Source organism: Dialister sp. UBA1703 (genome assembly GCA_002320515.1).
Lineage (GTDB): Bacteria > Bacillota > Negativicutes > Veillonellales > Dialisteraceae > Dialister.
Map to the genome: position 1 here is coordinate 1 of DCJJ01000061.1, position 3,190 is coordinate 3,190.

Consider the following 3,190-nt stretch of genomic DNA (forward strand, 5'->3'; position numbering starts at 1 on the left):
GGCCCGGAGGGCCGTCAACCTTTCTCGTCACAACCCTTCTACACAACCTGCGGCGTCAGCCGCGCCCCTTTTTACTTGCGGCGTCAGCCGCCACCACAACCCTCGGGCCGTAGGCCCGTCAAACGTAAGAACCTTCCCCTTTGAACCTTTTGAACCCTTTTCCCATTCGTGGTATACTTAAAAAGCGAAAATGACTGTTTTTATCAGCACATGACAAGGGGCTAATCCATGCATAACGAACAAAAAATAACTGACCATATTTACTGGATCGGCGGCAATGATTTCGTATCTTCCCGCTTTGAAAATCTGATTCCCATTTCCCGGGGCATTTCCTATAACAGCTATTTCATTGACGATGAAAAGACGGCGGTTATGGATACGGTGGATTCGGTCATCCGGGATGTGTTTATGGACAATGTGTCCCATCTTCTGCAGGGGAGGAAGCTGGACTACATTATCATCAACCACATGGAGCCGGACCACAGCGGATCCCTCCTGGCCCTGGCAACGGCCTATCCGGAAGCGAAGATCGTGGCCACGTCCCAGGCGCAGAAGATGGTGGGACAGTATTTCCACATTTCCATGAAGGACCGGTTCATCACCTCCGATGAAAAGCTGGAAATCGAGCTGGGTGCCCACCGGCTCCATTTCTTGAAGGCGCCTATGGTGCACTGGCCGGAGGTGACTTTTACCTATGAAGAAAGGGAAAAGGTGCTTTTCTGCGCCGACGCCTTCGGCACCTTCGGCGTGCTGAACGGCTCTGTTTTTGCGGACGATGTGGACTACGACGAAGAATACCTCCCGAGCTGCCGGAAATACTACGCCAATATTGTGGCCCGCTACGGCATGCAGGTGCTCATGGCCCTGAAGAAGGCGGAAAAGCTGGATATCCGCTATCTCTGCTCCCTCCACGGCCCGGTGTTCAGAAGGCCGGAAGACATTGCAAAGATGATGTCCCTCTACAGGAAATGGGCATCCTGGGAGCCGGAGGAACGGTCCGTTTCCATCTTCTTTGCCTCTCCCTATGGCAATACGGCCATGGCGGCCCAGATCCTGGCAGGAAAGCTGGCGGCGGAGGGCGTGAAAAACCTGAAGCTGGTGGACCTCTGCAGCAGCTCCGTGACGGAAGCATTCCCGGAGGTACTCCGCCGGAGCCATATGGTGCTGGCGGCGGTGACCATGAACATGGGCCTGAACCCCGTGATGAATGCATTCCTGGACCTCTGCAAAGAAATGGACCTGCAGAACCGCACCATTTCCATCATCGGAAACAGCAGCTGGGCTCCCAATGTGAGCGGGAAGCTCATGATGGAAAAGACAGGCGCTTTGAAGAAATGCACCATCTTGGGCGATGGGGTCCATATCTCCTCATCCCCCGCCGATGATGACACCCTTGAAAATCTGGCAAAACTCATTGCCGGCGACATAATGAAAGAAAAGAAGGCATGAAAATGAATAAATGGATGGCCTATGCGGCGGCACTCTGCTTGTCCGCCGCCATGCTTCTTTCAGGCTGCGGGAGCCGTCCCTCGGTTCACGTCATGAAAGCACAGCAGTCGAGGGAACCCTTTACCCTGGAAACAAAGGCAGCGCCGGAAGCACTCCATACGGCGCCGGTGATTCCCCAGGTTTCAGGAAATCTGATTTTCACCCCCCCTGACGTGGGCACCGTAGTCAATGCGGGAGACGAGCTCTTCAAAATCGACTCCTCCCAGTACGAATCCCAGGCAGCGGCCCTCCGGAGCCAAATTGCCGCCGCCTCCCAGGCAGCGGCTCCTTCCTACAGTTACAGCGCTCCCGCCGTAGATGACAGCCTGGAAGCATCCCTCCTGAAACAGGGCATTATTACCCGGGCGGAATATGAGAGAATCAAAGGAAGAAAAGGCGGCAACCTGCAGCAGGCTCCCGCAGCAGCGCCCGCCCAGGCACCGGCCCAGCTGGTGGCCTCCCTGCAGACACTGGAAAAAACCATTGCCAACTGCACCGTGCGGGCTCCCATCAGCGGCGTGATTTCCCAGGTTTACATCGGCGACACCCATCTGGCCATGGCGGGGAAACCGGCCCTGGTTATCCGCCAGGACTCCCCGGTCACCGCCTCCGTCCAGATTCCGGCGAAACTGGATAACGTGATGGAAAAAGCCAAAGACGACAAAACCTTGACCGTCACCATGAGCGACGGCTCTGAAATCTGGTACGGCGAACTCAAAAAACAGCCCAACGAAGACGGCGATAAATTCACCACCTACAAAGTGCAGGTGGACAACACAGACGATGAAATCACCATCGGAAACGAATACAGCATCCGCATCGAAAGCGGACAGAACGTTTCCTGCTTCATGATTCCCAAATCCGCCGTTATCGGCGACAGCACCGTGGCCGTAGTGAATGACGACAACCTGGTGGACATGAAATCCGTATCCATCGCCAGCGACACCGGCGGCTACGTCCTTATTATGGACGGACTGGCAGAAGGGGACCGGGTGATTACAGACCCGCCCAAGAGCCTGGACATGGGCATGCAGGTAGACGTGAAATGAAATGGACAAGAGAAGACTTCCTGGGTGACGCCGTCACCACCGCCAGAAAACTCATAGGCACCGTGGTAGTCTCAAAAACCCCCGAAGGCATCACCGCCGGCCGCATCGTGGAATGCGAAGCCTACGGCGAAACATACCAGGGCCATAAAGACGACGGCGCCCACGTATTCAAAGGCCTCACTCCCCGGACCAGAATCATTTTCGGAGAAGGCGGCCATGCCTACGTCTACCTCATCTACGGCATGTACACCTGCCTCAACTTTGTCTGCGGCCACGAAGGAGAATCCGGCTCCGTCCTCATCCGCGCCCTGGAACCGCTGGAAGGACTGGACCTTATGAAAAAAAGAAGGCACCAGACAAAAGAAAAACTCCTCACCAGCGGCCCCGGCCGCCTCACCCAGGCCCTGGGCATCGACATGTCCTATTACGGCATGGACCTTACCGGAGATACCCTCTACGTGGAAACAAGAGAAAAAGGCCCCTGGCCCCTGGAAATTACAAAACGGAAAAACATAGACTACGCCATCTGGGGCAAAGACTTCCCCTGGCGCTTCCTCCTGAAAGGGAGCCCCTATGTGTCGAAATGAAAAAAGCAGTGAAGAAATGATTGACATTTCTTTACTGCTTTTTTAGGGAAGCACTGATTCATTCAT

Annotated in this window: 3 protein-coding genes; all 3 read left to right on the forward strand. The window is 55.1% G+C overall.

Going from position 1 to position 3,190, the window contains the following annotated elements; genetic code table 11:
• Positions 1–228 precede the first annotated feature (228 nt).
• From B2Y11_RS02820 to B2Y11_RS02830, 3 genes are read left to right on the forward strand one after another with little or no spacing between them, the layout of a single operon-like run.
• A complete protein-coding gene (locus B2Y11_RS02820) occupies positions 229–1,449 on the forward strand; it encodes an FprA family A-type flavoprotein (protein WP_291055947.1) in 1,221 nt (406 codons plus the stop codon).
• Positions 1,450–1,451: 2 nt separating this feature from the next.
• Complete coding sequence (locus tag B2Y11_RS02825) at positions 1,452–2,537, forward strand: efflux RND transporter periplasmic adaptor subunit (RefSeq protein WP_291055950.1); 1,086 nt, start codon at positions 1,452–1,454, stop codon at positions 2,535–2,537.
• Positions 2,534–3,124, forward strand: coding sequence for a DNA-3-methyladenine glycosylase (locus B2Y11_RS02830; RefSeq protein ID WP_291055953.1), 591 nt, complete (start codon positions 2,534–2,536; stop codon positions 3,122–3,124). The genes B2Y11_RS02825 and B2Y11_RS02830 overlap by 4 nt, the downstream gene beginning before the upstream one ends.
• Positions 3,125–3,190 lie beyond the last annotated feature (66 nt).